Annotated in this window: 26 protein-coding genes; 15 read left to right on the top strand and 11 right to left on the bottom strand. The window is 71.8% G+C overall.

The features are described from left to right. Nucleotides 1-35: 35 nt before the first annotated feature. Together ACGH48_RS01470 and ACGH48_RS01465 are read left to right on the top strand one after the other, a co-directional pair. Entirely contained in the window at nucleotides 36-2,282 is a 2,247-nt protein-coding gene (locus ACGH48_RS01470; protein ID WP_396289931.1) for an FAD-dependent oxidoreductase, read from the top strand. 29 nt (nucleotides 2,283-2,311) lie between these two features. Further along, nucleotides 2,312-3,088: an IclR family transcriptional regulator gene (locus tag ACGH48_RS01465; protein WP_340196006.1), complete on the top strand. Its 777-nt coding sequence runs from the start codon at nucleotides 2,312-2,314 to the stop codon at nucleotides 3,086-3,088. Nucleotides 3,089-3,104: 16 nt separating this feature from the next. Here the strand turns inward: ACGH48_RS01465 and ACGH48_RS01460 are convergent, their stop codons facing one another. Then, nucleotides 3,105-3,755 (bottom strand): GntR family transcriptional regulator, encoded by a 651-nt coding sequence (locus ACGH48_RS01460; RefSeq protein WP_340196007.1) that lies wholly within the window; start codon nucleotides 3,753-3,755, stop codon nucleotides 3,105-3,107. A gap of 12 nt (nucleotides 3,756-3,767) precedes the next feature. After that, the gene (locus ACGH48_RS01455; protein WP_396289930.1) at nucleotides 3,768-5,894 is read right to left on the bottom strand and encodes an MMPL family transporter; all 2,127 of its coding nucleotides are present in this window, start codon (nucleotides 5,892-5,894) and stop codon (nucleotides 3,768-3,770) included. 99 nt (nucleotides 5,895-5,993) lie between these two features. Here ACGH48_RS01455 and ACGH48_RS01450 point away from each other — a divergent pair, with 99 nt between their 5' ends. Together ACGH48_RS01450 and ACGH48_RS01445 are read left to right on the top strand one after the other, a co-directional pair. Continuing rightward, nucleotides 5,994-6,407 carry a MarR family winged helix-turn-helix transcriptional regulator gene (locus ACGH48_RS01450; protein WP_396289929.1) on the top strand — a complete coding sequence of 138 codons (414 nt, stop codon included), beginning with the start codon at nucleotides 5,994-5,996 and terminating at the stop codon, nucleotides 6,405-6,407. Between the two features lie 78 nt (nucleotides 6,408-6,485). Then, nucleotides 6,486-7,520: an LCP family protein gene (locus ACGH48_RS01445; RefSeq protein WP_396289927.1), complete on the top strand. Its 1,035-nt coding sequence runs from the start codon at nucleotides 6,486-6,488 to the stop codon at nucleotides 7,518-7,520. 86 nt (nucleotides 7,521-7,606) lie between these two features. Here ACGH48_RS01445 and ACGH48_RS01440 read toward each other — a convergent pair whose 3' ends face one another. The 6 genes from ACGH48_RS01440 to ACGH48_RS01415 form a co-directional block, all read right to left on the bottom strand. Further along, nucleotides 7,607-8,299 (bottom strand): transglycosylase family protein, encoded by a 693-nt coding sequence (locus ACGH48_RS01440; protein ID WP_396289926.1) that lies wholly within the window; start codon nucleotides 8,297-8,299, stop codon nucleotides 7,607-7,609. Between the two features lie 302 nt (nucleotides 8,300-8,601). Then, nucleotides 8,602-9,753, bottom strand: a complete 1,152-nt coding sequence (gene rlmC, locus ACGH48_RS01435) for a 23S rRNA (uracil(747)-C(5))-methyltransferase RlmC (protein ID WP_396289925.1) — start codon at nucleotides 9,751-9,753, stop codon at nucleotides 8,602-8,604. Between the two features lie 7 nt (nucleotides 9,754-9,760). Beyond that, nucleotides 9,761-10,639, bottom strand: coding sequence for an SMP-30/gluconolactonase/LRE family protein (locus ACGH48_RS01430; protein WP_396289924.1), 879 nt, complete (start codon nucleotides 10,637-10,639; stop codon nucleotides 9,761-9,763). A gap of 37 nt (nucleotides 10,640-10,676) precedes the next feature. Next, on the bottom strand, nucleotides 10,677-11,297 hold the full coding sequence (locus ACGH48_RS01425) for a DedA family protein (protein WP_396289923.1): 621 nt from the start codon (nucleotides 11,295-11,297) through the stop codon (nucleotides 10,677-10,679). Between the two features lie 66 nt (nucleotides 11,298-11,363). Next, nucleotides 11,364-12,023, bottom strand: a complete 660-nt coding sequence (locus ACGH48_RS01420; RefSeq protein ID WP_396289922.1) for a FadR/GntR family transcriptional regulator — start codon at nucleotides 12,021-12,023, stop codon at nucleotides 11,364-11,366. Beyond that, nucleotides 12,020-12,742: an SDR family oxidoreductase gene (locus ACGH48_RS01415; RefSeq protein ID WP_260232946.1), complete on the bottom strand. Its 723-nt coding sequence runs from the start codon at nucleotides 12,740-12,742 to the stop codon at nucleotides 12,020-12,022. The genes ACGH48_RS01420 and ACGH48_RS01415 overlap by 4 nt, the downstream gene beginning before the upstream one ends. Before the next feature lie 45 nt (nucleotides 12,743-12,787). Here ACGH48_RS01415 and ACGH48_RS01410 point away from each other — a divergent pair, with 45 nt between their 5' ends. The 7 genes from ACGH48_RS01410 to ACGH48_RS01380 all read left to right on the top strand — a co-directional run bounded on the left by ACGH48_RS01410 (nucleotide 12,788) and on the right by ACGH48_RS01380 (nucleotide 20,022). Further along, nucleotides 12,788-13,537 (top strand): SDR family NAD(P)-dependent oxidoreductase, encoded by a 750-nt coding sequence (locus tag ACGH48_RS01410; protein WP_123310837.1) that lies wholly within the window; start codon nucleotides 12,788-12,790, stop codon nucleotides 13,535-13,537. Between the two features lie 202 nt (nucleotides 13,538-13,739). After that, the gene (locus tag ACGH48_RS01405) at nucleotides 13,740-16,652 is read left to right on the top strand and encodes a Na+/H+ antiporter subunit A (RefSeq protein ID WP_396289921.1); all 2,913 of its coding nucleotides are present in this window, start codon (nucleotides 13,740-13,742) and stop codon (nucleotides 16,650-16,652) included. Continuing rightward, nucleotides 16,649-17,059 carry a Na(+)/H(+) antiporter subunit C gene (locus tag ACGH48_RS01400; RefSeq protein ID WP_123310844.1) on the top strand — a complete coding sequence of 137 codons (411 nt, stop codon included), beginning with the start codon at nucleotides 16,649-16,651 and terminating at the stop codon, nucleotides 17,057-17,059. Before ACGH48_RS01405 ends, ACGH48_RS01400 begins: the two co-directional genes overlap by 4 nt. Continuing rightward, nucleotides 17,056-18,747 carry a Na+/H+ antiporter subunit D gene (locus ACGH48_RS01395; RefSeq protein ID WP_396289920.1) on the top strand — a complete coding sequence of 564 codons (1,692 nt, stop codon included), beginning with the start codon at nucleotides 17,056-17,058 and terminating at the stop codon, nucleotides 18,745-18,747. The genes ACGH48_RS01400 and ACGH48_RS01395 overlap by 4 nt, the downstream gene beginning before the upstream one ends. After that, on the top strand, nucleotides 18,744-19,328 hold the full coding sequence (locus ACGH48_RS01390; protein ID WP_123310848.1) for a Na+/H+ antiporter subunit E: 585 nt from the start codon (nucleotides 18,744-18,746) through the stop codon (nucleotides 19,326-19,328). Before ACGH48_RS01395 ends, ACGH48_RS01390 begins: the two co-directional genes overlap by 4 nt. Next, on the top strand, nucleotides 19,325-19,669 hold the full coding sequence (locus ACGH48_RS01385) for a sodium:proton antiporter (RefSeq protein ID WP_222659222.1): 345 nt from the start codon (nucleotides 19,325-19,327) through the stop codon (nucleotides 19,667-19,669). The genes ACGH48_RS01390 and ACGH48_RS01385 overlap by 4 nt, the downstream gene beginning before the upstream one ends. Then, nucleotides 19,666-20,022, top strand: a complete 357-nt coding sequence (locus tag ACGH48_RS01380) for a cation:proton antiporter (protein ID WP_396289919.1) — start codon at nucleotides 19,666-19,668, stop codon at nucleotides 20,020-20,022. The genes ACGH48_RS01385 and ACGH48_RS01380 overlap by 4 nt, the downstream gene beginning before the upstream one ends. Before the next feature lie 3 nt (nucleotides 20,023-20,025). Here the strand turns inward: ACGH48_RS01380 and ACGH48_RS01375 are convergent, their stop codons facing one another. Next, a complete protein-coding gene (locus ACGH48_RS01375; RefSeq protein WP_396289917.1) occupies nucleotides 20,026-21,291 on the bottom strand; it encodes an MFS transporter in 1,266 nt (421 codons plus the stop codon). A 206-nt stretch (nucleotides 21,292-21,497) separates the two neighbouring features. Here ACGH48_RS01375 and ACGH48_RS01370 point away from each other — a divergent pair, with 206 nt between their 5' ends. Next, nucleotides 21,498-22,544: an aldo/keto reductase gene (locus tag ACGH48_RS01370; RefSeq protein ID WP_396289916.1), complete on the top strand. Its 1,047-nt coding sequence runs from the start codon at nucleotides 21,498-21,500 to the stop codon at nucleotides 22,542-22,544. Between the two features lie 9 nt (nucleotides 22,545-22,553). Here ACGH48_RS01370 and mgrA read toward each other — a convergent pair whose 3' ends face one another. Next, the gene (gene mgrA / locus ACGH48_RS01365) at nucleotides 22,554-23,597 is read right to left on the bottom strand and encodes an L-glyceraldehyde 3-phosphate reductase (RefSeq protein ID WP_396289915.1); all 1,044 of its coding nucleotides are present in this window, start codon (nucleotides 23,595-23,597) and stop codon (nucleotides 22,554-22,556) included. Between the two features lie 88 nt (nucleotides 23,598-23,685). Between mgrA and ACGH48_RS01360 the strand changes: the two genes are divergently transcribed. The 3 genes from ACGH48_RS01360 (at nucleotide 23,686) to soxR (ending at nucleotide 25,799) form a co-directional block, all read left to right on the top strand. Next, nucleotides 23,686-24,141, top strand: a complete 456-nt coding sequence (locus ACGH48_RS01360; protein ID WP_396289913.1) for an iron chaperone — start codon at nucleotides 23,686-23,688, stop codon at nucleotides 24,139-24,141. 50 nt (nucleotides 24,142-24,191) lie between these two features. After that, nucleotides 24,192-25,238, top strand: coding sequence for a YdcF family protein (locus tag ACGH48_RS01355; protein WP_396289911.1), 1,047 nt, complete (start codon nucleotides 24,192-24,194; stop codon nucleotides 25,236-25,238). Nucleotides 25,239-25,316: 78 nt separating this feature from the next. Next, nucleotides 25,317-25,799 carry a redox-sensitive transcriptional activator SoxR gene (gene soxR / locus ACGH48_RS01350; protein ID WP_111085894.1) on the top strand — a complete coding sequence of 161 codons (483 nt, stop codon included), beginning with the start codon at nucleotides 25,317-25,319 and terminating at the stop codon, nucleotides 25,797-25,799. On the opposite strand, the gene ACGH48_RS01345 is transcribed toward soxR, so the two are convergent. Then, nucleotides 25,796-26,233, bottom strand: coding sequence for a MarR family winged helix-turn-helix transcriptional regulator (locus ACGH48_RS01345; RefSeq protein WP_260232947.1), 438 nt, complete (start codon nucleotides 26,231-26,233; stop codon nucleotides 25,796-25,798). The genes soxR and ACGH48_RS01345 overlap by 4 nt on opposite strands. Nucleotides 26,234-26,260: the final 27 nt, after the last annotated feature.

Here is a 26,260-nt window from a genome sequence, read left to right as displayed (position 1 = left end):
GGAAAGAAGGGCCGCCGAGTGATACCGTCCCGAGCATGCAATCCCGTGAACAGCACCACGACGTCGTGGTCGTCGGCGGAGGTCTCGCCGGTGTCAGCGCCGCCGTCGCCGCCGCCCGCCTCGGCTCGAGCGTCGCCCTCGTCACCAACCGCCCGGTCCTCGGCGGCAACGCCTCGAGCGAGATCCGGGTGTGGGTGGTCGGCGCTACGGCGCACGGCACGCACCGGTTCGCCCGCGAGACCGGGATCATGGGCGAGCTCTTCCTCGAGAACCAGTACCGGAACCCGCAGGGCAACGCCGTCTACTGGGACCAGGTCGTGCTCGACCTCGTCCGGGCCGAGCCGAACGTGCACCTCCACCTCAACACCGACGTCCGGACCGTGCAGACGGCGGACGACGACCGTGGCGCCCCGCGCATCACCGCCGTCACGGGCTGGACCATGGGGTCCGAGATCGAGACGACGTTCACGGCCCCGGTGTTCCTCGACTGCACGGGAGACGGCCTCGTCGGGGCCCTCGCCGGCGCCGAGTACCGCATCGGGCGCGAGGGCCGCGACGAACACGGCGAGGCCTGGGCACCCGAACAGGCGGACGACGAACTGCTCGGCAGCTCGATCTTCTTCTCGACGCACGACACCGGCAGGCACGACCGGTTCGTCCCGCCGTCGATCGCCGTCGACCTGTCCACGACGCCGATCCTGGCGAACCGGGCGATCCGGACCGGCGACAACGGCTGCAACTACTGGTGGATCGAGTGGGGCGGAGCGCTCGACACCGTCACCGAGAACGAGCGCATCCGCGACGAGCTGTGGGGCGTCGTCTACGGCATCTGGGACCACATCAAGAACTCGGGGGCCTTCGACGCGGACACCCTGACGCTCGACTGGGTGGGCGCGATCCCCGGCAAGCGCGAGTACCGCCGGTTCGTCGGCGACCACACCCTGACGCAGCAGGACCTGCTCGAGCAGCGCGCGTTCCCCGACACGGTGGCGTTCGGAGGCTGGTCCATCGACCTGCACCCCGTCGAGGGTGTCTACGCCGAGACCGCCGGCGCCCAGCAGCGGTACACCGACGGCACCTACGACATCCCGTTCCGTTCGCTGTACTCGGCGAACGTGTCCAACCTGCTGTTCGCCGGCCGGGACATCTCCGCGTCGCACGTCGCGTTCGGGTCCACCCGGGTGATGGCCACCTGCGCCGCCCAGGGGCAGGCCGCCGGCACCGCCGCGCACCTCGTGGCACGGCACGGCACGACACCGCGGTCCCTCGGCACCGATCGGATCGAACTGCTGCAGCAGACCCTGCTGCGCGAGGACGCACCGCTCATCGGGGTCCGCGCCGACGACCCCGCCGACCTGGCCCGCACCGCCCGCATCACCGCGAGCAGCGAGTTGACCACGATCGACACGACGCCGTTCGCGACCGAGGACCGCTTCGACCTGGACCGCGACGTCGCCGTCCTCCTGCCCGCCGACCCCGCGCTCGGCGAGTTCCGGCTCCGCACCGAGGCGGACGAGGGCACCGACCTGACCCTCGAGCTCTGGACCACCGGCAGACCCCAGAACTACGCCCCGATCGACCACGTCAGCACCCACACCGCACACGTCGCCGCCGGACCGGACGAAGCGGTGGTCGACCTGGCCTTCCACCCGGACGAGTCGTGCAACGCGGTCGTCGTGGTCCGACGGCAGCCCGGCGTCCGACTCGTCCTGACCGACGGCCACCCGTACGGCGTCATGGCGTTGCGCGCACGCAGCGCCGACGACGAGCAGTTCGACGACCACATCCCCGAGGAGTCCGGACAGCCGGTGACCGACTGGGAGGCGCGCGCCCTGCGCGGACACGCGTTCGCGTTCACCGCAGCCGGCGAGACGGACGCGTGGCGGGCCTCCCGGGTCGCCGACGGCCAGCAGCGCCCGTTCGGCGGACCGCACATGTGGTCGTCCGACGCGGGTGCCGGCGCAGCCGTGCTCTCGCTCGACTGGGCGGAGCCCGTCGACGTCCGACAGGTGCGCATCGTCTGGAACGACGACGTCGACGCCGACCTCATCAACCTGCACCACCACCGCACCCCCTGGGACGCCGTGCCCACACTCGCCCGCGACTACCGGATCGAGGCGTGCGTCGAAGGGGCCTGGCGCACGCTCGCCGCGGTCGACGCGAACCGGCACCGCCACCGCATCCACGACGTGGAACCGGTGCGCACGGCCGCGCTGCGGGTCGTCGTGACCGCGACGAACGGATCCCCGTTCGTCACCGCGAGCGCCGTGAAGGTCTCCTGACGCGCGCCGGGACGGGCCAGAATGAGGGCATGGCGACCACCCCTCCGAACCAGAGCATCGAGCGAGCCGCAGCGGTCCTCGGCGCGCTCGGCGCGTCCGACGGGGCCGTGCGCGCCTCCGACATCGCGCGGGCGATCGGACTGGGGACCTCGACCACGGGACGGCTCCTGGCGACGCTCGAGTCGCTCGAGTACGTCCGACGCGACCCGGAGACCCAGGCGTACTCGGTCGGTCGAGCCGTGCTCGAGCTCGCCAGCCAGGGACTCAACCACAACCCGGTGCACCGCGAGAGCCGCTCGGCGGCGCAGGAACTCGCGCACCGCGTCGGGCTGACCGCCAACGTCGGCGTGCAGGACACTGCCTCGTGCATCTACCTCTGCCACTTCGAGGGCTCGCTCGCGCCGAAGTCGCACACGATGATCGGGATGCGACAGCCGATGCACGCGTCGGCGCTCGGCAAGGCGCTGATGCTCGACCTGTCGGAGGACGAGCGGCGCGCACTGCTCGGGGACGACCTGGCCCGGTACACCGACCACACGATCACGACCCACGACGCACTGACTGCAGATCTGGTCGCCTCGGCCGGGCGCGGCTGGTGCGAGGAGAACCAGGAGCTCGCGCTCGGCCGGTTCTGCATCGCGGCACCGATCCGCAACGCCTCGGGGCGCATCGCGGCGGCACTGTCGATCTCGGGGCGCCTCACGCAGCTGCGCGACCGCGACCTGGACTCCCTCGCCGAGGACCTCATCGAGGTCGCCGACCGCATCAGCGTCGGCCTCGGGATGATCAGCGCCGTCGCGCACTGACGCGCGCGTCGCGGCGCTACGCGCGCGACGGCAGCAGGTGGATGGCCTCCATCGCGAGCTCTGCCGCGATCGGGTCCTTCGCCAGGACGGCTGCCTTGAGCTTCTCGATCTCGGGCAGGATCACCGCGGCCGGCACCAGCTCGGCGAGCTCGGGGACCCGGAGCTTGAAGGACAGTCCGTCGGTGGTCGATCGGCAGAGCTGCACGAGCGACGGGTTGCCACAGGCGTCCGCCCACTGCGAGTAGATGTCGGCGCCGTCGCGGGCGATCTGGTCCTGCTCGTCGGCACCGACCCGCGCGATGACGTCGTCGAGCATCTTCACGATCTTCTTGCGCTGCGACTCGGTGAAGTTGGGCACGGCCAGGCGCACGACGCCGCCGTAGATGACGCCGAGCGTGCGGTAGGCGTCGAGGAGCTCGTCCTTCGTCGGGGCCGCCACGCGGGTGTAGCGGTTCGGCGCCATCTCGATCAGGCCGGCGCGGGCGAGTTCCGCGAGCGCTTCGCGGATCGGGGTGCGTGAGACCCCGAGCCACGCGATCAGGTCGTCGTCGTTGAGCCGTTCGCCGGGTTCCAGCGTGCCGTCCATGATCGCGTCGCGGATCTTGTCCTGCACGGTGTCACGGAGGAGCTTGCGCTCGGCGGCGGGCTGCGTCGAAGGAACTGGCATGCACCCAGCGTGTCACATGTGATGGTTCGCGCGCGAGAGGCGCGACGGCCACCAGGCCCGCCGTCCGAGGTCGTACGCGAGCGCCGGCACGAGCAGCGAACGGACGACGATCGTGTCGAGCAGGACGCCGAAGGCCACCACGAACGCAATCTGCACGAGGAAGAGGATCGGGATGACGCCGAGGGCCGCGAACGTCGCCGCGAGCACCACGCCGGCCGAGGTGATGACCCCGCCGGTGACACCGAGCCCTCGCAGGACCCCCTCGTGCGGGCCGTGCCGCAGTGCCTCTTCCCGCACCCGCGTCATGAGGAAGATGTTGTAGTCCACCCCGAGCGCGACGAGGAACACGAACGAGTAGAGCGGCACGCTCGGGTCCGCACCGGGGAAGTGGAACACGTGGTCGAACACGAGCGCCCCGACGCCGAGGGCCGCGGCGAACGACACGATCACGCTGCCGATGAGCACGAGCGGGGCGACGATGCTGCGGAGCAGGAGCATCAGGATGAGCAGGATCACGACCAGCACCACGGGGATGATCAGCGTGCGGTCACGGATCCCGGTGTCGTTCGTGTCGACGGCGGTCGCGGTGACGCCACCGACGACCGCGTCGGGATCGACCCGTTCGACGGCGGTGCGGAGGTCACGGACCGTCTGCTCGGCCGCGTCGGAGTCGGCTGGGTCGGACAACGTGGCCTCGAGCAGCACGTCCCCGCGCGAGACGGTGGGCTCGGCGGCGACGCCGCCGGCGGAACTCGTGTCGCTCGTCACGGGCACGGTGCCGGACGGGGCGTCCTTCGCGGCGGCGACGACCCCGTCGATGCCGTCGACCGCCGTGACGGCGTCGACGAGGGCGTCGAGGTCACGCTCCGACCCGATGACCTGCGCCGGGCTGCCGGAGCCGCCCGGGAAGTGGTCGGCGAGGACGTCCTGCCCGTCACGTGCCTGCGAGGCCCCGATGACGAGGTCGCTCTGCGGGACCCCGTCGGCCTTGAGCCCGACCAGGCCCGTGCCCATCGCGACCAGGCCCACCGTGCAGACGATCCACACGATCCGGGAGCGCTTGGCGACGAGCCGACCGACCCGGGCCCAGACGCCGCGGGCCTCCGGACCGGTGAGCACCGGGTGGGCGCTGCCGTACGCGGGACGCAGCGGCCAGAACGCCGCTCGACGGAACGCGAGCAGCAGTGCGGGCAGGAGCGACAGGGCGGCGAGCAGGCTGAACGCGATGCCGATCGCCGCGACCGGACCGAGCGCCTTGTTCGAGTTGAGGTCGGAGAGCAGCAGGCAGAGCACGCCCACGGTGACGGTGCCGCCGGAGGCCAGGATCGGTTCGAGGCTCCCCCGCAGGGCCGCCTTCGTCGCACCCCAGCCGGTGCGGTGGTCGCGCAGCGCCTCGCGGAAGCGCGCCGTGTAGAGCAGGGCGTAGTCCGTCGCCGCACCGATCACCAGGATCGACAGGATCCCCTGCACCTGGCCGTTCACGGTGACGATGCCGGCCTTCGCGAGCCACCACACCACCAGGATCGAGGCGCACAGGGCGAACGTCGCGGTGCCGAGCACGAGGATCGGCAGCAGTGGTGAGCGGTAGACGATGATCAGGATCACGAACACCGCGGCGAGCGCGACCCCGAGCAGCAGGCCGTCGATGCCGGCGAACGCCTCGGTCAGGTCGGCGGTGAACCCGGCTGGTCCGGTGACGTAGCCGCTCACACCGGTGGGCAGGGCGTCCTGGACGTCGGTGCGGATCGCCTCGACGGCATCGCCGGTGTCGGCTGCCGTGGTGAGGGTCGCGACGATCTCCACCGCGTCGCCGTCCGCACTCGGGATCACCGGGCTGACGGACTCGACGTCGTCGCGGTCGCCGAGCTGCGTCGTGAGGTCCTTCGCCGCGGACAGGTCGGACGACGACATCCCGCCGTCACGCTCGAGCACGATGATCGCAGGTGCGCCCGACTCCTGCCGGAACTCGGACGACCGCTCCTGCACCTTCGTGGCGTCGGCCGACGCCGGCAGGAACGAGGTCTGGTCGTTCGTCGACACCTCGGAGATCTTGCCGAAGTACGGACCGCCGACGGAGGCGATCGCGAGCCAGACCACGATGACGAGCGCGGGGAGGACGATGCGGAGGAAGCGGGACACGTCGGTGAGCGTACACCGATCGTCAGCATGCTGATTACTAGACGGATGTGATGGAGAGCCCCCAACAGCCGCTGTCGGTGTCGACCGTAGACTGCGGCCATGGACGACACGACCGAGCAGTGGCCCCTCGGTCGCCTGCTCTCGGCCGCCGCACGCTCCGTCGAACGGGACTGGGACGAACGACTCCGCGCCATCGGACTGCCGCACGCAGCCCTCATCGCGGTCGACATCCTGATCCGCACAGGGCCCACCGGTGCCGACACGATCGCCCGGACGGCACGGGTGCAGCCGCAGACCATGTCGCGGACGCTCGAGCGGATGGAGCGGGACGGCCTCGTCGAGCGCACCCCGCACCCCGACGACCGACGTCGACGACTCGTGACGGTGACGGACCGCGGACGCCGGGCATGGGAGACCGCTCGGCACATCGAGCGCGAGGTCCTGCCGGACGACCCGGCACTGCGAGCTGCTCTCAGCAGGCTCCTCGGGAAGCCGTCACAGACCGAACGGTGACACCCTGTACCTGAAATACCACATGCGGTAGGATGGATCGGTCGGTGGCACGGCCGACCGAATCCGCAGGAGTCCCGCATGTCCGAACGACGGGCGGCCCGTCAGGCCGCCGAGACCGCAGCACGGACCGCCCGCCGCCCGAAGCGCCGACGACCCCTCCTCGTCGCCCTCATCGCGACGATCGGCTCGCTCGTCGGCATCGCCACCGTGGTCGCCGTCGTGGCGAGCGTCTTCGTCGGCGGCCTGGCGCGCAGCTTCGACACCCACACCGACACGATCACCGATGCCTTCCCGGCCGGCGAACGCCCGACGACGACCGACGGCGCGGAGAACATCCTGCTGATCGGCTCGGACCGGCGATCGAGCGGCGATGCGGACCGGACCGCGGGCGGTCGGTCGGACACCCTGATGGTCGCGCACGTCCCGGCCGATCGACGAGCGGTCTACCTCATGTCGATCATGCGCGACTCGTGGGTCGACGTGCCGGGTCACGGGCACGCCAAGATCAACGCCGCGTACGCGTGGGGCGGTGTCCCGCTCACGGTGCAGACCGTCGAGCAGCTGCTGGACGTCCGCGTCGACCACGTCGCCGAGATCGACTTCACGGGTTTCAAGGGCATGACCGACGCCCTCGGCGGCGTCACGGTCGACTCCGGCCGTGCGTTCTCCGCGGGCGGTCACGACTTCGTCGCCGGGCCGAACCGGCTCGACGGCGACGCCGCCCTGGCCTTCGTCCGCGAGCGGAGCTCGTTCGCCGACGCCGACCACACGCGCGTGCGGAACCAGCAGGCGTTCATGCGCGGCGTCGTGAACGGTCTGCTCTCCCGCGGCACGGTCACCGACCCCGGGCGCATCCAGGACTTCGTCACCGCGACGAGCGAGCACCTCGCCGTGGACGCCGGGCTCTCGTTCCCCACCCTGGTCGGCCTCGGGTGGTCGCTGCGCGACGTCCGGACGGACGACCTCACGACCTTCACGGTGCCCACGGCGGGGTCCGGGACCTCGCCGGACGGGCAGTCCGTCGTCACGCTCAACGACCTGGCGGTCGGCTCGCTGTCACAGGCGTTGCGCTCCGACGACGTCGCGGCCTGGCTGGCCGACAACCCGCAGTAGCGCTCCCGCCCGTCCCGACACGCGCCACGCACGACGACGCCCCGCGACGGAGGTCGCGGGGCGTCGTCGTGTTCGTCCTGGGACGATCAGGCGGGGAGCTGCAGCTCCTGGCCCGAGTAGATCAGGTTCGCGTCGTCGATGGTCGACGTGTTCGCGGCCCACAGCTTGTTCCAGCCACCGTCGATCTTGAGCTTGGTGGCGATGGTGTCGAGCGTGTCGCCCGAGGCGACCGTGTACGTCTTGCCGCTCGTCTTCACGGCGGCGGGCTTGCTCGGCGTCGTGGCGGCCGGTGCGGCCTCCTGTGCGGGTGCCGGAGCCGGAGCGCTCGGGGCGGCCTGCTCCGGGGCAGCCGGGGCCGGTGCGGCCTGCTGCGTCGGGGCCGGAGCGGCGGGGGCTGCCGGAGCCGGCGCGGCGGCGGCCGGTGCGGCGCCGCTCGTGCCGCTCAGCCCGAGCTGCGCGGAGCAGGCAGGCCAGGCGCCCCAGCCCTGCGTGGCCAGGACGCGCTCGGCGACGGCGATCTGGGCCTCGCGGCTCGCGCCGGCGGGGCTGCCGACACCACCGTTCGCCTGCCAGGTGCCGAGGTTGAACTGCAGGCCGCCGTAGTAGCCGTTGCCGGTGTTGATGGCCCAGTTGCCGCCGGACTCGCACTGCGCGAGGGCGTCCCAAGTCGAGCCGGACGCAGCGTTCGCGGGGGTTGCCGCGAGGCCGACACCGGTCGCGGCGATGCCGGCGAACGCGAGGCCGCCGACGATGGTGCGGGTACGGGAAAGCTTCTTCATGTGATTGCTCCACCGGGGTCACGAGCCGCTTCGAACGCGGAATCCACTGCCCACCCCGACCGATCGCGGTCAGTTGTGGGGTGCGCCACCGGGGGCAGTGGTCATCGGGCCGGCGGCACCTCGGTCGGCAACCATAGGAAACTCTTCGTCGTTATCAAACCGAGACAAACGGTTCTACCCGTTGGTGCTATGTCCCCCGGTGGTGAACCTGTACGCCGCGATGCCCATGGCCATGGTGATCGACTCGTACCCGGGTACGTCACCTTGGCAATTCCCTGGCAATGACGACCGGGAGGCCCGGATCACGTCCGCGACAACAGGGTGACGGCCTCGAGATGGCCGGTCTGGGGGAACATGTCCAGCACCCGGGCGCGACGCAGTCGGAACGACGGCATGCGCGCGAGGTCCTTGGCCAGGGTCACCGGGTTGCAGCTCGAGTAGACGACGTGCTGCACGTCTGATCCCTCGAGCCAGGTCGACAGTGTCTCCCCGATCCCGCGTCGCGGTGGGTTCACCAGGACGAGCTCGGGCACGGCGTCGGGCCGGGCACGGAGTGCGTGTTCCGTGGCGTCGTCGGCGGCGAACCGGAGACCCTCCAGCCCGGCCTCGCGCGCGGACTGCTTCGCCGATCGGATCGCCTCGGCACTCGTCTCGATGCCGGTCACCACTCGACCCGGCCGTGCGGCGTGCAGGGCGAACCCACCGACGCCGCAGTACAGGTCCCACATCGACGCCGGGTCGAGCTCGTCGATCCACGCCGAGGCCTGCGCGTACAGCTCGGTGGCGACGGCCGTGTTGGTCTGGAAGAAGCTCTGCGGCCGCAGGTGCATCGTGATCCCGCCGAGGCGCATCGGCAGCGTCTCCTGCTCGGTGAGCACGATCTCGCGGTCACCCTCGGTCACGGCCTTGTGCTCGGGCAGCAGGTTCGCCGTGACCACCACGACGTTCGGCAGGGCGTCACGCAGCACACCCAGGTGATGGCGGAGCCGCGCCACCTGCCCCTCGGACCGCAGGACGAACCGCACCATCAGTTCACCGTCGGGCGACTCGGTGACCAGGACGTACTTCAACTCGCCGCGTCGGGCAGCGACGTCGTACGGGATCAGCCCCGCGGTCGTGACGAACTCGGCGAGCAGGGGCAGCGCGTGCCGGATGCCGGGCGTGCAGATCCCGCAGTGCCGCAGGTCGACGCCGCGCTGCCGGTGGTCGAGGATGCCGACGGTCGGGTGCTCGGTCGAGCCGCCGACGACCATCTTCGCCTTGTTCCGGTACCCGGCCTCGGGACTCGTGATCGCCGGCGACCACGCGACCGCTCCGGGGCCGCCGGCCGCCTCGACGGCGTCGTGCAGGAGTTCGCGGGTGCGGAGTTCCTTGTCGAGGACCTGGTCGGCGTAGGGCTGCCCCATGAGCGTGCACGACCGGCACACCCCGCGGTCGAAGTAGTCGCACTGCATGGCCGAGTCAGGATACGGCAGCGTCCCGCGTCGTCGTGGCGATCCGGTACACCGAGGTCGTCGCGGTCAGGAACAGCGTGGTGCCGTCGTCACCGCCGAAGCACAGGTTCGACGTGACTTCCGGGACGGCCACCTCGCCGATCCGATCGCCGGACGGGTCGAACACCACGACACCGCGGTGCGACGACGACCACACGTTGCCGTGCACGTCCACCCGGATCCCGTCCGGTGCGCCCTCGCCCGGCGCGAGTCGCGCGAACACCCGACCGTTCTTGAGCAGCTCGCCGTTGTCACCGCGGCGGTCGTAGGCCCGGATGACCGGTTCGTCCCCCGACGAGCTCGCGATGAAGAGGACCTGCTCGGACGGGTCGAACGCCAGGCCGTTCGGCTCGTCGACGTCGGTCGCCACGGGGCGCAGGTCCTCGCCGGACGGCCCGCAGCGGAACGTCCAGTGGTCGCCGTACTCGCGCACACCGGGATGCCCCTCGCGCGGCTGCGTGATGCCGTAGGCCGGGTCGGTGAACCACACACTGCCGTCGCGGGCGACGATGACGTCGTTCGGCGAGTTCAGCCGGCCGCCGTCCCAGGCGTCGACGATCGGCGTGACCGTGCCGTCGCGGTCCCGCTCCACCCGCCGGAGCCCGTGCGAGCACTGGACGACGCTGCCGTCGCGGTCGAGGGTCCGGCCGTTGGTGAACTCGACTCCGTCGGCGTACGAGGTCGTCTCGCCGGATTCGGCGTGCCACTGCAGGATCCGGTCCCCGGGGATGTCCGACCACCGCAGGGTGCGGGTCGCCGGGATCCAGCAGGGCCCCTCCGCCCAGGTGCTGCCGGTGGCGATGCGCTCGAGCGCGTCAGGGTCCGGTACGAGGTCGTCGAGCAGCACGGGTTCTCCTTCGAACGGTGTGCCCACCCTACGTTCGTCAGGCCGCGGCCGCCGCCTCGTTGCGACGTCGCACGGCCTTCTCGATCGCGGAGATCGCGAGGCCGAGCAGGATCGACGCCACGACCGCGAGGGTCGTGACGAGGAAGGGCTGCTCGCGGCTCCAGCGCCCGGTGGCCGAGGCGATGCCGACGCAGTACGCGGCCCACACGACGTCGGCGAGCACGCAGCTGACCAGGAACCGCCGGAGGTCGAGCCCGCTGTCCGCGCCGACCAGGTTCGTCGTCAGCCGGCCCATCGGGATGAAGCGTCCGAGCACCGCGATGCGCCCGGGAGCGGCACGGTAGCGGCCCTCGATGGCGTCCCGGGCCGCACGGACCTTCGGACGCGCGAACCACGACCGCGAGCCGAGGTCGACCGAGCGCGCCAGGTGGTACAGCCCGAGGTCGCCGAGGACCATGCCGATCGAGGCCGCGACGACGAGGAAGAGGACCGACAGGAGGCCGCCGTCACCGCCCACCAGGAGCGTGCCGATCGCGACGACGAGTGCCTGGCTGGGCAGGAAGACCGCGACACTGCCCACGGCGAGCACGAGGCCGACCACGAAGAACGCCCACGGGGTACCGACGAGCTGGACGACCAGGTCCTGTGCTGCGTCCACGACTCACCCTCCACGGGCACCGGAGGGGCGCGCCGGGTCCATCCTCGCAGGTCCGGGGCTCCCCGTTCACGTGCGGTCGACGATCGCCCGCATCGTCGAGGCCGCCTCGTCCGGGCGACCGTCGAGGACGGCATCGGCGAGTGCGAGGTGGAGGCCGACGTCGTGGCGGTCCGGGCGGATGCTCCCGCGTTCGCGCAGCACCTGGCCGACGACCTGGTGCAGTCGTCGGTACAGCGCGTTGCCGGACAGGTCGAGCACGAGCGCGTGGAACCGCACGTCCGCGATCACGAAGCCGAGGCGGTCGTCGCGGGTCGCGGCGGCGGCGAGTTCGTCCGCGGTGGTGCGGAGGGCCTCCCGTCGGTCCGCGCACTCGTCGAGCGCTGCCCGTCGGGCCGCTGCGGCAGCGGCGACGGGTTCGACCGCCGCACGCAGCTCGCGGAGCTCGACCGCCACGCGGTCACCGTCGGGACCCTGCAGCCGCCACCGCACCACGCGCGGGTCCAGGACGTCCCACTCCCGCACGCCGAGGACGGTCACGCCGACCCGGCGCCGCGCGGTGAGCAGGCCGAGGGCGACGAGGACGCGGACCGCCTCGCGGACGATGCTGCGACTGGCGCCCGTCCAGATCACCAGGTCGTCGACGCTCCGGCGGCTGCCCACGGCGACCTCACCGGAGACGACGGCGGCCCCGACCTGGTCGAGGACCCGCTCGAAGGTGCTCGTCACCGCTGCGAGACCGGCGACAGCACGAGCTCGTCGATGCGCACGTGCGCCGGCGCCCCGAGCACGAAGGCGACCGTCCGCCCGACGTCCTCCGGCTGGAGCATGCGCTGTCGGGCGGCCGCGTCGGGGACCTCCGGCCGCTGGTCGAGGAAGTCGGTCGCGACGTCGCCCGGGCACAGGTGCGTGGCGCGCACGCCGTGCTCGGCCTCCTGCTGGTTGAGCGTCCGGACGACCGACGCGAGCGCGGACTTGCTCGCGGAGTACGCGACACCTGCCCCGGGCTGGAAGGACCACCCGGCGTACGACGACACCACCACGACCACGCCGCCGGCAGCGCGGAGTGCCGGCAGCGTGGCGTCCACCAGCGTGACGACGGCGGTGAGGTTCGTGTCCACGATCGCGCGGAAGTCGTTCAGCGACTGGTCGGCCCACCGGCGTCGCGGGGCGTTGAGCCCGGCCGCCAGCACGAGCCCGTCGAGTCGGCCGTGCCGTTCGAGCACGGTGTCCCGCGCGGCTGCCACCGCGTCGGGGTCGTTCGCGTCGAGGGGCAGGACGTCTGCTGTTCCACCGGTGTCCCGGATGGCACCTGCGATCTGCTCGAGCCGGTCGACGCGACGCCCGCTGAGCACCACGGACCAGCCGTCACGTGCCGCTGCCTCGGCACTCGCGGCCCCCATGCCGCTGCCCCCACCCGTGACCCAGAGCACACGCTGATCCGTCATGCTCGAATAGTATGCCTATTGAAGGCACCGACGACAGGAGCAACGATGCACCTCGACCTGACCGACCGCGTGGTGGTCGTGACCGGAGCAGCACGCGGGATCGGGCGGACGCTCGCCGACCGGTTCGTCGCGGAGGGCTGCCGCGTCGTCGCCCTCGACCTGGCCTTCGAGCCCGACTTCCCGCTCGACCAGGTCGTGTGCAACGTCGCCGACCCGGCGTCCGTCCGCGCCGCCGTCGACGAGGTCGTCGCGCGCCACGGCACGATCGACGTGCTCGTGAACAACGCCGGCATCAACGTGGAGGGCACCGTCGCCGAGCTGCAGTGGGATGCCTGGCGCCGCTGCATGGACGTCAACCTCGGCGGCACCTTCCTGATGAGCCAGGCCGTCGCGCCGGTGATGCAGGCCGCGGGACGGGGTCGGATCGTCAACGCCGCCTCGTTCGCCGCGATCGTGCCGAGCGTCGGCAGCGCGGCCTACGCCGCGTCGAAGGCCGCTGTCGTCTCGTTCACCCGGGTGCTCGCGTCGGAACTCGGCCCGTGGGGCATCACGGTCAACGCGTACGCGCCGGGCATGGTCCCGACCGCGATGAACGGGTTCGCCACCATGCCGGCCGAGGCGCAGGACCGCCTGCTCGACACACTGTCGCTGCGCCGGTGGGAGACCGCCGACGACGTCGCCGACCTGCTCGTCTTCGTGGCGAGTGACGCCTCGGCGTACATCACCGGCACCCTGCTCGACGTCTCCGGCGGCAAGCTCGCGACGCAGATCCCGTCGCGCGCGCACGGCCGCTGAGGGTTCAGCGCAGCATCCGCTCCGCGCTGCCACTGGGCGACGCGGGCCGGACAGCCCGCCGGGAGCACGGGCAGAGTGGTGTTCACAGTGTGGACCGAGCGCGAGCAGCCTGTCCGGTCGCACAGGTTCTCCACATGCCGCTCTTCGTAGGCTGTGAGGGCCCAGTGAGCCGGACTGCAGCCCGACCCCGAGGAGGTGCCCGATGGTCCTCGTCCTCGTCGCGTTCGCGATCGTCGCCCTGATCGTCCCCGCCCTGACGCCCGTCCTCGGCCGCCGCGTGTTCTATGTCGCGGCCCTCGCACCCGCAGCCGCCGCCGTGCTGACGGTGCTGCAGACGGACGCGGCCCTGCACGGCAGCGTCGTCGAACGACACCGGTGGGTCCCGCAGCTCGACCTCGAGATCACACTGCGGATGGACGCCCTGTCGTGGGTGCTCGCACTCGTGGTGTCGATCGTCGGGGCGCTCGTGCTCGTGTACTGCGCCGCGTACTTCGGGCGGGACGAACCGGGGATCGGCCGGTTCGCGGGCGTGCTGACCGCGTTCGCCGGATCGATGTTCGGCCTCGTCCTCGCCGATGACGTCATCGTGCTCTTCGTCCTGTGGGAAGCCACCACGGTCTTCTCGTACCTGCTCATCGGACACGACGCCGACAAACGCGCGAGCCGTGCCGCCGCGATGCAGGCACTCGTCGTGACCACCGCCGGCGGCCTGGCGATGCTCGCCGGCTTGGTGGTGCTGTCGGTCGCGGCGGGCACGACCTCGCTCTCCGGCATCATCGCCGCCCCGCCGACCGGTCCGATCGTCACCGTCTCCGTGGTCCTGGTCCTGCTCGGTGCGCTCACGAAGTCGGCCATCGTGCCGTTCCACTTCTGGCTCCCGGCCGCGATGGCCGCGCCGACCCCGGTCAGCGCGTACCTGCACGCCGCGGCGATGGTGAAGGCGGGCATCTACCTGGTGGCCCGGCTCGCCCCGGCCTTCGCACTGCTCGACGGCTGGCGCGAGACCATCACCGTGCTCGGTGTCCTCGGCATGCTCATCGGCGGCTACCGCGCGCTCCGCCAGACCGACCTCAAGCTCCTGCTCGCCTACGGCACCGTCGCGCAGCTGGGGTTCCTCGTGCTCGCAGCCGGGTGGGGCGCGCCCGCGGTGGCGCTCGGCGGGGTCGCCCTGCTCGTGGCGCACGCCGCGTTCAAGTCCACCCTCTTCCTGGTCGTCGGCGCGATCGACCACACCACCGGCACGCGCGACCTCGGACGCCTGAGCGGCCTCGGCCGGAAGGCACCGTGGCTCGCCGTCGTGGCCGCGCTCGCACTCGTGTCGATGGCCGGCATCCCACCGACGATCGGCTTCGTCGCGAAGGAAGCCGTGCTGACCGGCTTCACCGAGTCCCTGCACGGCCCCGACGCCGGCTGGGCGTGGTTCGCCCTGGTCGGTGTGACGCTCGGCTCGGTGCTGACGGTGGCGTACTCGCTCCGCTTCTTCTGGGGCGCGTTCGCCCGCAAGCCCGACGTCGCCCAGACCGAACCGCACGCCCTGCACGGCCTGGGCGTGGTGCCGTCGATCCTGGCCCTGACCGGTCTCGCCCTCGGCCTGCTGACGCCGGTCGTCGCGCACGGCATCGAGCCCGCGGCGACGGTGGCATCGCTCTCCGGCGAGGAAGTCCCCCACCTCGCGCTCTGGCACGGCCTCGAACCCGCACTCGGCATCTCGGCCGTCACCCTGGTCGGCGGTCTCGCGCTGTTCGCCCTGCGACGACCGGTCGAAGCACTGCAGCACCGGCTCGCCGGGTTCCCGAGCGCTTCCGGCACGTACCGGCACCTCATGCGGGGTCTCGACCGCTTCGCGACGGGCTTGACCGCGGGAGTCCAGCGCGGTTCGCTCCCCTACTACCTGACGGTGATCCTGTCGGTGTTCGTCGCGGGAGCGCTGGCGAACCTCGTGCTCGGCGGGCCGTGGGAGTTCCACGTCCGGTTCTCCGACTCGTGGGGCCAGATCCCGGTCGTCATCGTGATGTCCGTCGGCGCCATCGCCGTCCTCACCGCGAAGACCCGCTTCGCCGCCGCCGTCCTGGTGGGCGTGACCGGCTACGGCATGTCCGTCCTGTTCGTCCTGCACGGTGCCGTCGACCTCGCGCTCACCCAGCTCGTGGTCGAGACCGTCACCCTCATCGCGTTCGTCCTGGTGCTGCGGCGGCTCCCCCCGCGCATCGCGACGACGAACCCGAGCCGGTTCCGCATCGTCCGTGCGCTCTTCGCGGGCCTCGCCGGCCTCACCCTGGCGATCGTCGTCATCGTCGCCGCGTCCGCACGCACCGCCGACCCGATCTGGCCGGACCTGCCGGCGCTCACGAGCTCGTTCGGGCACGGCCTCAACGTCGTCAACGTCGCCCTCGTCGACCTGCGCGGGTGGGACACCCTCGGGGAGCTCACCGTCGTCGTCGCCGCGGCGACGGGCGTCGCGAGCCTCATCTTCGTGAACTCCCGCGAGGACACGCTGCCGCGCCTCCGTGACCTGCCGGAGACCCTGACGGCCGACGGCCAGCGCACCGACGGCGAACCGCGCGCCTGGCTGCCGACGAGCGCCGCGATCCCGACCGGCCGCTCGGCACTCCTCGACGTGGTCGTCCGGCTGCTGTTCCACGGGCTCATCGTCCTGTCGGTGTACCTGCTGTTCGCCGGGCACAACGCGGCCGGCGGCGGCTTCGCCGGTGGCCTCGTCGCCGGCATCGCCCTGGCGGCCCGCTACCTGGCCGGCGGCCCCGCCGAGCTCGGAGCCGCAGCACCGGTCCGCGCCGGTCGACTGCTCGGGCTCGGCGTCGCGACGGCGGCGATCACCGCGATCGTGCCGCTGTTCTTCGGTCGCGAGGCGCTGTACTCCGAGTTCTTCGAGGCGACCGTCCCGATCCTCGGCCACGTCGAGTTCGTCACCGCCACGTTCTTCGACATCGGCGTCTACCTGGTCGTCGTCGGCCTGGTGCTCGACGTCCTCCGCAGCCTCGGCGCCGAGGTCGACCGGCAACGCCTCGAGGACGCCGGGGCGCCCTCCCGCGACACCACCGGGGGGTCCGTCCGCGACACCCTCGAGGCACCCACCCCGGAAGGGAGCGCCACATGACCGTCACCCTCGTCCTCGTGATCGCGATGGCCGTGCTGTTCTCCTGCGGCGTCTACCTGCTGCTCGAACGCTCCCTGACCCGGATGCTGCTCGGCTTCCTGCTGCTCGGCAACGCCCTGAACCTGCTCCTGCTGGTGATGTCCGGCGCCGCCGGCAACCCGCCGATCGGCAAGTCCGCCGAGGGCATCACCGACCCGCTCCCCCAGGCCTTCGCCCTGACCGCGATCGTGATCACCTTCGCCGTCAGCGCGTTCCTGCTCGCCCTCATCCACCGCTCGTGGCAGCTGTCCCGCGCCGACGAGGTCGAGGTCGACGAAGCGGACGCCGCCATCGGACGCGATCGCGACGAACCCGCCGACGAAGACCCGGAGACCACCACCGACGCAGAACAGGAGGCGACCCGATGACCTGGCTCGTCCCGCTCCTCGTCCTCGTCCCGCTGCTCGGCGCAGCCGTCGCACTCGGCCTGCTGCGTCACCAGAAGCTCCAGCGGGCGATCACCGTCGTGGTGCTCGTCGTCGCCCTGGCCGTCGCCGCGACCCTCATGGTGCTCGTCGACCACCACGGCACCATCGTCGTGCAGGTCGGCGGCTGGGACGCCCCGTACGGCATCTCGCTCGTGGTCGACCGTCTGAGCGCCCTGCTCCTCACGGTGAGCGCGAGCGTGCTGCTCATCGTCCTGCTGTTCTCGATCGGTCAGGGGCTCGCGGCCGACGACGGCGAGGCGCCGGTCACGATCTTCTACCCGACCTACCTGGTCCTCGCCGCCGGTGTGCTGGACTCGTTCATCGCCGGTGACCTGTTCAACCTGTACGTCGCGTTCGAGATGCTCCTCGTGGCGAGCTACGTGCTCATCACCCTCGGCGGCAGTGAACAGCGCGTCCGGGCCGGCACCACGTACATCGTGACCAGCCTGATCGCGTCGGCGATCTTCCTCGCCGCGATCGGCCTGGTCTACGGCGCGACCGGCACCGTCAACATCGCCCAGATCAGCGAGCGCGTCGCCGAGCTGCCCGAGCACGTGCAGCTGCTCCTGCACACGATGCTGCTCATCGGGTTCGGCATCAAGGCGGCGGTCTTCCCCTTGGCGTTCTGGCTGCCGGACTCGTACCCGACCGCTCCCGCCCCGGTCACGGCCGTCTTCGCCGGCCTGCTGACGAAGGTCGGCATCTACGCGATCATCCGCCTCGAGACGGTGATCTTCCCCGGGCCGCAGTTGAACACCGTGCTGCTCGTGGTGGCGGTGCTGACGATGGTGGTCGGGGTGCTCGGCGCGGTGTCCCAGACCGACGTGAAACGGCTGCTGTCCTTCACGCTCATCAGCCACATCGGCTTCATGGTGATGGGCGTCGGACTCGGCACGGTCACGGGAACGGCGGCCGCGGTGTTCTACACGGTCCACCACATCGTCGTGCAGACCACGTTGTTCCTGGTGTCGGGCCTGATGGAACGCGTCGGCGGGACCACGTCGACCCGCTCGCTCGGCGGCCTGCTGAAGGCTGCTCCGCTGCTGGCGGCGCTGTACCTGGTCCCCGCGTTCAACCTGGGCGGCATCCCACCGTTCTCGGGCTTCATCGGCAAGCTCGGGCTGTTCCGCGCCGCCGCCGAGGACGGCTCCCCGATGGCGTACCTCACGATCGCCGCCGGTGTGGTCACGTCGCTCCTGACGCTCTACGCGCTGATGCGCGTGTGGGACGCCGCCTTCTGGCGGCCGAAGCCCGCGGCCGAGGCCGCGGCGCCGCACGCGACGACCGCCGAGCCGCACGCCCACCTGCGGTCGCCGGAACCCGCCCCCTTGACGGTCTCCGAGGAGACGGGTGAGGCCTTCCACCCGGGAGGCTCGGTGACGGTCACCGACGCACCCCACGCGAGCAGTGCCTCCCGTCCGACCACCGGGTCGACCGCCACCGTCGGCGAGGCGCCGACGAAGGTCCGGTTGCCGCGCATGCTCGTCGGCGTGACGACGGTCGCGGTCCTCGGATCCGTCGCCCTGACCGTCGTCGCCGGCCCGCTCTACGGCTACGCGACCCGCGCAGCGGAGTCGCTCGAGTCACCGGACCGGTACGTGCAGGCAGTCCTCGGGGGTGACCGGTGAACACCGACACCCGACACGTCGCGAACGCCCGCCGCATCGCGGTGGCGTGGCGGTACGACGTCCCGCTCGTCGCCGGCCTGACCGTCCTGTGGGCCCTGCTCTGGGGCTCGTGGACTCCGCTGACGCTGCTGTGCGGCATCGTGGTCGCACTCCTGGTCACCCAGGCGCTGCCGCTCCCGCCCGTCCCCTTGTCGGCGCGGTTCTCGATCGTGCACGCGGTCCGGTTCCTGGTGGTGTGGTCCGGCCTCGTCGTCGTGGCGTCCTTCCGGGTCGCCTGGGTCGCGTTCCGGCCGCGGGGCGTCCGCCGGAGCTCGATCACGCTCGTGCAGCTGCACTCCACCGCCGAGATGACCTTCACGCTGGCGACGCTCGCGATCTCGCTGGTGCCCGGATCGTACGTCGCCGACGTCGACCTCCGGCGCCGGCGCCTGCTGCTGCACGTGCTCGACACCGAGCGGGTCGAACAGGTCGAGGCGGCCCGACGCGAGGCCGTCGGCATCGAGGCGATGGTCATCCGCGCCCTGGGGTCGAAGCAGGACGTCGCCGAACTGTCCGAACCGCTGCCGGAGGTCACCCGATGAGCGCCGCCGTCGTCGTCATGGGGATCGGCATCGCCCTCGTCCTGGCGTTGCTCGGCGCCACCCTGGCACTCGCGGTGTTCCGGATCGTGCGCGGCCCGACGATCCTCGACCGGATGATCGGATCGGACATGGTCCTGACGACCGTGCTCGTCGTGATCGCCGCGTCGATGGTGGTCCGGCGCGACCTGACCGGCATCCCCGTTCTCGTGGTCATCGCCGCGACGAGCGTGTTCGCCACCATCGCGGTGGCCCGAGCGGTCACCCCGTCGTCGGACCCGTCGGACGAGGGGCTCACCGCCACCACCCCCGAGCACGCCGTCGAAGAAGAGGAGCAGTCGTGACCGAGATCATCCAGGCGTTCCTCGACGGTGCCGGCGTGCGGGCGTGGATCGCACTCGCCCTGCTGCTGGTCGGCTCGGTGCTGTCCCTCGGTGCGGGGGTCGGCATCGTCCGGTTCCCGGACCCGCTCGTCCGCCTGCACGCCATGGCGAAGCCGCAGGTGCTCGGACTCGCGTTCGCCCTGGCCGCGATCGTGGTCGCGGTGGGGACCTGGACGGCGTTCTGGGTCGTCCTGCCCATCATGGTGTTCCAGCTGTTCCTGGTGCCCGTCTCGACGCACATGATCGCCCGCGCCGGGCTGCGGGCGGACGACTACCGGCACGAGGACCTGCTGGTCGACGACACCGAGTCCTGACGGTCAGACGGCCGAACGGCGACGCAGCAGCAGGTTGACGACGGCCGCCAGCACGACGACCGCTGCCGAGGCCGCGGGGAGCACCATCGCGACGGACGTGCCGTGCTGCTCCGCCAGGTCGCCCGTGACGGCGGAGGCGATCGACTGCCCCACGATCACGGCGGACCCCAGGATCGTCATCGTGGTCGCGGAGCGGCCGACCGGTGAACGGTCCGAACCGAGGCTGTACTGGGCGACCAGGGTCGGGCCGATCCCGACGCCCATGATCGCCAGGACGATGCCGACCGCCACGACGGAGTCCGCCTGCGAGAACGCGATCGCACCGCCGAGCAGGACGACCCCGAACACGAGCCAGCGCCAGCCGAGGCCGAACGACCGTGGGAACGCGGCGGACCCGAGGGCGAGCCCGGCCGAACCGATGCCCATCAGGCCGTAGAGCAGGCCCGCCTGGGACGCCTCGCCGTGGGTCTCCATGAACGCCGTCAGCGACGTCAGCGTCGAGCCGAAGAACAGACCGATCCCGAGGATCCCGACGACCACGACGACGAGCCGCGGGCGCAGGAGCTGACGGGCCGGCGCCTGGGTGAGTTCCTCGTGCTGCCCGAGCACGAGCTTGCCGGTGGGGTGCAACGCGAACGCGGTCACGAACACGAAGGTCAGCGCCGATGCACCGGCGACGGCCACCCAGGGGGCGATCGCGCTGGCGAGGATGCCCACCAGGAACGGTCCGATGATGAAGACGGTCTCGTCGGCGGCCGACTCGTACGCCATCGTGCCGCTGAGGGTCTTCTCGCGGCGGGCCGGCTGCATGCGCTGCGCGATGATCGCGACGAGCCGGGTGCGGGACATCGGCGCGACCTGGGGCGCGGACGCCCCGATGCAGAACGCCATCGCGAGCACGGCCAGGTCGGGAGCGCTGCCGCTGACGACGAAGGGGAACGCACCGAGCAGCGCCGCGTTGACGAGGCCGACGGGGACGAGCACGGCACGCTGGCCGAACCGGTCGGCGGCGGCGCCGACGAGCGGCCCGAAGACCGCGGCACCGATGCCGACCGAGGCGGAGTTGACGCCGCCGAGGGCGACGGAGTCACGCGCGGCGACGACGAGGGTGAGGACCCCGACGACCATCATCGCGAAGGGCAGACGGGCGATGAACGCCACGGGGAAGTACCAGCGTCCGGCGAGGGAGACGAGCGAGGCGTCTCCGGCGGTCGCGGTGTCCGTGCGGTCCGCGGCGGGCGCGGACGGGGTGGGACTGGTGTGGAGCATGGGGGTGTGCCTTCTCGGCCCGGCCCGGTTCGGTGGGGGCGGACCCATCGGGTGCCGCCGTTGTCCGCCGGGGAGCCGGCGGCCGGTAGATACACACTGCGTGTTTCAGAACTGCACCCATCGTACCAATCGTTCCGGTCCGGGCCAGGGGTAATGCTTCGTCACCGGAGGGTCCCGCGTCCCGCCCGGCCCATATCGTGGCGCGCATGGAACAGCGACGCATGGGGCGCACGGGGGCGCCCGTCAGCTCGCTGACGCTCGGGACGCGTGCCGTCGCCGGCGTCGCGGCCCACGACCCGTCGGCCGGCGTCACCCTCGTGCTCGAGGCCCTCACCCGCGGCGTGACGTCGGTCGACGTCTCGGACGCCGACGGCGCGGGCCTGGCCGAGACCGCGGTGGGTGCGGCGATCGCGGGTCGGCGCGAGGACGTGTTCCTGTCGGTGCGGTTCGGCGCCCCCGTCGACCACGACCCGGCGCACCGGGGCAACGGGCGGCGGTGGATGTTCCGTGCCGTGGAGCGGAGCCTGCAGCGGCTCGGCACCGACGTCATCGACCTGTACCAGCCGGCGCTGCCGGACCCGGCGACGTCGCTCGACGAGACGCTCGACGCCCTCGCCGACCTCGTGGCGCAGGGCAAGATCCGCGCCTTCGGCATCCCCGGGTTCCCCGCCGAGGAACTCGTCGAGGCGCAGTGGCTCCGGTCCGGCTCGAAGAGCGCCACCGCGACGCACGTGCCCTACTCGGTCCTCACCCGCACGGCGGAGCGCACGGTGTTCCCGATCGCCCGTCGCTTCGGCCTCGGGGTGCTGGCAGGAGCACCCCTCGCCGGCGGCTGGCTCGCGGGGACGTACCGCGCCGGCACCGTCCAACCGCGCTCACCGCACGTCGACGAGCACCCGGACGCGTACGACATCGGCGCACCGCGGAACCGTCGGAAGCTCGAGGTCGCCGACCGGCTCGGACGCCTGGCCGACGACTCCGGCTTCACGGTGTCGGAGCTCGCGGTCGCCTTCGCCCTGACCCACCCCGACGTGTCCTCCGTGGTGATCGGACCGCGCACCGTCTCGCACGTGGACGCCTACGTGCAGGCCTCCGAGATCGTCCTCGACGACGGGCTGCTCGACGCGATCGACGCCATCGTCGCGCCGGGCACCCACGTGCTCGAGCGCGACACCGGGTTCGCGCTGCCGGCGCTCAGCCGCGAGCGACTGCGCGGCCGCACGCCGGTGGGCGCCGGGCCGGACCGCCGGTAGCCCCTGCGGTCAGGAGACCTCGCCGGCACGCGCTCCCGCCCACAGGTCGACGTCGGTGATGCCGACCGAGTGCTCGTCGATGGTGCGGAGCTCCTCGTCGGTGAACGACGTGTTCGCCAGCGCCGCGACGTTGTCCTCGAGCTGCGACACCTTGGACGCCCCGATCACGAGCGAGGTCACCCGGTCGTCACGCAGCGCCCACGCCAGGGCGAGCTGCGCCAGGGACTGCCCGCGGGCCGAGGCCACGTCGTCCAGCGCCCGGAGGTGCCCGACGACCTCGGGCGTGATGCTCGACGCGTCGAGCGACTTGCCGGCGGCGGCGCGCGAGTCCGACGGGACCCCCTCCAGGTACTTGCCGGTGAGCAGGCCCTGCGCCAGGGCGGTGAACCCGATCACGCCGAAGCCGAGCTCGCCCGCGGCGTCGAGCAGGCCCTCGGTCTCGATCCAGCGGTTGAGCATCGAGTACGACGGCTGGTGGATGAGGAGCGGGGTACCGAGGTCGCGCAGGATCGCAGCGGCCTGCCGGGTCCGGTCGGCGTCGTAGGACGAGATGCCGACGTAGAGCGCCTTCCCCTGCTGGACGGCGGTGTGCAGCGCGCCCATCGTCTCCTCGAGCGGGGTCGAGGCGTCGAGTCGGTGCGAGTAGAAGACGTCGACGTAGTCCAGGCCCGTGCGCTGCAGGGACTGGTCGAGCGAGGCGAGCACGTACTTGCGCGAGCCACCGCCCTGCCCGTACGGCCCCGGCCACATGTCCCAGCCGGCCTTGGTCGACACGACCATCTCGTCGCGGTAGGGGCGGAAGTCCTCACGCATCAGGCGCCCGAAGTTCACCTCGGCGGCACCGTACGGCGGGCCGTAGTTGTTCGCGAGGTCGTGGTGCGTGATGCCGAGGTCGAAGGCCCGACGGCTGATCGCGCGCTGCGTCTCGAACGGCACGTCGTCGCCGAAGTTGTGCCAGTACCCCAGGGAGAGCAGCGGCAGGTCGAGGCCGGAGCGGCCGGTGCGGCGGTACGTCATGGAGTCGTAGCGATCGTCGCTGGCGATGTAGGTCATGGTCCGAGCCTGCCACCAGCGCCGTCGGACGAGCGCAGCGAGCGTGATCGGGTGCATGATCGTCCCACCGACACGGAAGGGCACGACGATGGCACGGACGACGAAGACCGAGGGCACCTTCACCGACGAGGAACGCGCGGCGATGCAGGAGCACGCCGCCGAGGTCAGACGCACGCGCGGCACGAAGGGCACCAAGGCGGAGAAGGCGGCAGCGGACGCCGCTGCGGTCGAGGCGAAGATCGCCGAGATGCCCGAGCCGGACCGCGGGCTCGCGGAACGCATCCACCGCATCGCGCTCGAGGTCGCGCCCGAGCTCGCGCCGAAGCTCTGGTACGGCATGCCCGCCTACGCGAAGGACGGCAAGGCGGTGTTCTTCTTCCAGGACGCCGCGAAGTTCAAGGCCCGCTACTCGACGCTCGGGTTCCAGGACTCGGCCGCGCTCGACGACGGGTCGTTCTGGCCGACGTCCTGGGCGATCACGCCGGAGTTCTCGGCGGCGGACGAAGCGACCGTCGCCGACCTGATCCGCCGGGCGGTCTCCTGACCATCGACCGGTAGCGTGGAGCGCATGACCGCGCTCCGTTCGGCCGCCCGATGACCGCTGTGGGCGCGCCCGCCGTCTTCGCGCTGGTCTTCCTGCTGCTGTACGTCGTGAGCAGGCGGCGGGACCCGCGGATGCTCCGCAACGGGGTGTTCCTGACGGCCGCTGCGTTCTTCGCGCTCGCCACGGCCGTGGCCGCCCTGACGCTCGTGGTGCCCGGGTTCAGCCTGGTCGTCGGCACCGTGCTGCTGCTCGTGCCGCTCGCGGTGGTCGTGCTCGGCGTGGCCCTCATCGCGAACGGGTTCCGGATGCTCCGCTCCGAGGGGCGCAGCCTCGGCAACACGCTCTCCCTGCTCGCCGGGGTGCTCGTCTTCGTGCTGCCCGCGGTGGCGATCGCACTGTTCGTGTCGGCGAGCGGCGCAGGGTTCACGCTCTGGGACGGCACCCGGATCGCGGTCGCCGTGCTGATGGTGTTCGTGTGCGGGTACTTCGCCGTGTCGCTCGTCGCGTTCGCCGTGTACTCGGTCGTCTACGGCCGGATGCGTCACGGGACCGTGCCGGACGCCATCGTCGTCCTCGGCTCCGGCCTGATCCGCGGCGAGGTGCCGCCACTGCTCCGCAGCCGCCTCGACCGCGCACTCGTCGTGTACCGCGCCGAGCGAGCCGCCGGGCGTCGGCCGCTGCTCATCCCCTCCGGAGGGCAGGGGGACGACGAACCCCGCGCCGAGGGCACGGCGATGGCGGAGTACCTGCTGGCGAACGGCGCGGAGCCCGACGACGTCCTGCCCGAGACCGAGTCCCGCAACACCCGCGAGAACCTGCGGTTCTCGCGTGGCGTGCAGGCCGGGGCCGGGCGGGACGGTCAGGTCGTCGTGGTCACGAACGACTACCACGTGCTCCGCGCCGCCACCCTGGCGCGGCGGCTCGACCTGCCGGCGCAGGTCGTCGGTGCACGCACGGCGCCGTACTACGTGCCGAGCGCGTTCCTGCGCGAGTTCGTCGCGGTGGTCGTCGAGCACCGGTGGCTCAACGTGGTCGCGTGCACGCCGTTCGTCCTGTTCACCGCGTTCCTGCTCTGGGAGTCGTTCCAGCAGCGGTAGACCCGGCCGATTGACGGACGGGAGGCCCGTGGCGGGCCCGCCCCGCGCCTCCCGTCCGCCCGCCGTAAGATCTCGACCATGGTCGAGATCCAGCCGCCGCGTCCGACCGACCTGCTGCCGATCGGCGAGATCGTCCGCCGCACCGGGGTCGCCGCGTCGGCCCTGCACTTCTACGAGCGCAAGGGCCTGATCCGACCCGAGCGCACCGACGGTGGCACCCGGATGTACCCGCGCCACGTCGAACGCCGGATCGCGATCATCCAGGTGGCCAAGCGGCTCGGCATCCCGCTCAGCGAGGTCGCCGAGCAGTTCGGCACGCTGCCGGCCGACCGGATGCCGTCCCTGCGCGACTGGAACCGACTGAACGAACGGTGGCGTGCGCGACTGCGGGCCCGCCAACTCGAACTCGAGCGGCTGCAGCAGGAGATGACGCAGTGCATCGGGTGCGGCTGCGTCTCGCTCGGTGCGTGCTCGGTCGTGAACCCGGGCGACACGCTCGGCGACGAGGGGCACGGCGCTCGTCGACTGCTCCCGATCGAGGACGACGCGCCGCAGGACTAGACCCCGCGGAGTCCGTGGTCGATGCGGTCGAGCAGCGCGACCGCATCGGACACCCCGTCGTCGTCGCCGAGCGCGTCCCGGAGCTTGCCGGCCCAGTGCGCGCGGAGGCGTCCGATGCTCTCCCGCGCCAGGTCGGTCGAGTGCAGCTGCACGGTCCGCGCATCGTCCGGGTCGTGCCGGCGTTCGACCATCCCCTTCGACACGAGGGACCGCAGCGCGACGCTGAGGTTGCTGCGCTGGAGTGCGGTCGCCTCCGCCGTCGCGCTCGGCGAGGTGCCGGGGTTGCGGTCGACCCAGCGCATCACGAGCGCCTCGGTCCCGGTGAGCGGCACGATGTCGAGCGCCCCGGCACCGTGCGGGTCGATCTCCCGCGAGATCCGGAGCACGACGTCGGCGAGGTCGGCGAGGACGTGGTCGGACACAGCGGAGTGCATGTCCGTACTGTACCGAGGATCGGCAAT

It is taken from the genome of Curtobacterium pomorum, from assembly GCF_044497295.1.
Taxonomy (GTDB): domain Bacteria; phylum Actinomycetota; class Actinomycetes; order Actinomycetales; family Microbacteriaceae; genus Curtobacterium.
Note: the sequence above shows the minus strand (reverse complement) of the source record. Positions and strands in the feature narration are given on the sequence as shown.

Excerpts from the sequence above, each read along its gene's own strand:
- ACGH48_RS01450 (WP_396289929.1), top strand. The coding sequence starts at position 5,994 with ATGGACGACACGACCGAGCAGTGGCCCCTCGGTCGCCTGCTCTCGGCC.
- ACGH48_RS01465 (WP_340196006.1), top strand. The coding sequence starts at position 2,312 with ATGGCGACCACCCCTCCGAACCAGAGCATCGAGCGAGCCGCAGCGGTC.
- mgrA (WP_396289915.1), bottom strand. The coding sequence starts at position 23,597 with ATGACCTACATCGCCAGCGACGATCGCTACGACTCCATGACGTACCGC.
- ACGH48_RS01440 (WP_396289926.1), bottom strand. The coding sequence starts at position 8,299 with ATGAAGAAGCTTTCCCGTACCCGCACCATCGTCGGCGGCCTCGCGTTC.
- ACGH48_RS01395 (WP_396289920.1), top strand. The coding sequence starts at position 17,056 with ATGACCTGGCTCGTCCCGCTCCTCGTCCTCGTCCCGCTGCTCGGCGCA.
- rlmC (WP_396289925.1), bottom strand. The coding sequence starts at position 9,753 with ATGCAGTGCGACTACTTCGACCGCGGGGTGTGCCGGTCGTGCACGCTC.
- ACGH48_RS01410 (WP_123310837.1), top strand. The coding sequence starts at position 12,788 with ATGCACCTCGACCTGACCGACCGCGTGGTGGTCGTGACCGGAGCAGCA.
- ACGH48_RS01355 (WP_396289911.1), top strand. The coding sequence starts at position 24,192 with ATGACCGCTGTGGGCGCGCCCGCCGTCTTCGCGCTGGTCTTCCTGCTG.
- ACGH48_RS01345 (WP_260232947.1), bottom strand. The coding sequence starts at position 26,233 with ATGCACTCCGCTGTGTCCGACCACGTCCTCGCCGACCTCGCCGACGTC.
- ACGH48_RS01460 (WP_340196007.1), bottom strand. The coding sequence starts at position 3,755 with ATGCCAGTTCCTTCGACGCAGCCCGCCGCCGAGCGCAAGCTCCTCCGT.
- ACGH48_RS01370 (WP_396289916.1), top strand. The coding sequence starts at position 21,498 with ATGGAACAGCGACGCATGGGGCGCACGGGGGCGCCCGTCAGCTCGCTG.
- ACGH48_RS01375 (WP_396289917.1), bottom strand. The coding sequence starts at position 21,291 with ATGCTCCACACCAGTCCCACCCCGTCCGCGCCCGCCGCGGACCGCACG.
- soxR (WP_111085894.1), top strand. The coding sequence starts at position 25,317 with ATGGTCGAGATCCAGCCGCCGCGTCCGACCGACCTGCTGCCGATCGGC.
- ACGH48_RS01415 (WP_260232946.1), bottom strand. The coding sequence starts at position 12,742 with ATGACGGATCAGCGTGTGCTCTGGGTCACGGGTGGGGGCAGCGGCATG.
- ACGH48_RS01360 (WP_396289913.1), top strand. The coding sequence starts at position 23,686 with ATGGCACGGACGACGAAGACCGAGGGCACCTTCACCGACGAGGAACGC.
- ACGH48_RS01445 (WP_396289927.1), top strand. The coding sequence starts at position 6,486 with ATGTCCGAACGACGGGCGGCCCGTCAGGCCGCCGAGACCGCAGCACGG.
- ACGH48_RS01385 (WP_222659222.1), top strand. The coding sequence starts at position 19,325 with ATGAGCGCCGCCGTCGTCGTCATGGGGATCGGCATCGCCCTCGTCCTG.
- ACGH48_RS01400 (WP_123310844.1), top strand. The coding sequence starts at position 16,649 with ATGACCGTCACCCTCGTCCTCGTGATCGCGATGGCCGTGCTGTTCTCC.
- ACGH48_RS01470 (WP_396289931.1), top strand. The coding sequence starts at position 36 with ATGCAATCCCGTGAACAGCACCACGACGTCGTGGTCGTCGGCGGAGGT.
- ACGH48_RS01405 (WP_396289921.1), top strand. The coding sequence starts at position 13,740 with ATGGTCCTCGTCCTCGTCGCGTTCGCGATCGTCGCCCTGATCGTCCCC.